This is a genomic window from Methylobrevis pamukkalensis (genome assembly GCF_001720135.1).
Taxonomy (GTDB): domain Bacteria; phylum Pseudomonadota; class Alphaproteobacteria; order Rhizobiales; family Pleomorphomonadaceae; genus Methylobrevis; species Methylobrevis pamukkalensis.
Genome location: NZ_MCRJ01000331.1, coordinates 1 through 397, shown reverse-complemented (window position 1 = coordinate 397; position 397 = coordinate 1). Strand labels below are relative to the sequence as shown.

The window sequence follows — 397 nt, the reverse complement described above, 5'->3', positions numbered from 1 at the left end:
CCTGCCGTGCCCGGAAGGCGCGGGCGACCAGCGCCGCGCGGCTGACGTCGCCCGGCGCGGCCTCGGCCATCGCGCGGGCCAGCGCGAAGATCACCGGCCGGCCGGCGAGCGGCACGATCGTCGGCCCGCTACGCAGCACGTTGCGGCAGGCATCGACCACCAGCGCCGGGGAGGCAACCAGCGCCTCGACGTCGGCCAGTCCGAGCACCGTTTCCCTGCCATCGGCGATGCGGCGCGCGGAAGGCGCCTCGAACAGGCGCCGGGCCGCGACGACCTCGGCGACCAGCGCCGGAATGCCGGCAACCCGCGCGGCGTCCTCGGCGCGATCGAGCGCGTCGGCCGCAACCGCCGCCCGGATGCGGCGCATGGCGATGCCGGCGGCGACCAGCCAGTAACC

Annotated in this window: 1 pseudogene; it reads right to left on the bottom strand. The window is 77.3% G+C overall.

Annotated features, from left to right (window positions below):
- A pseudogene (locus tag A6302_RS23355) lies at window positions 1-397 on the bottom strand (helix-turn-helix domain-containing protein); the annotation flags it as partial.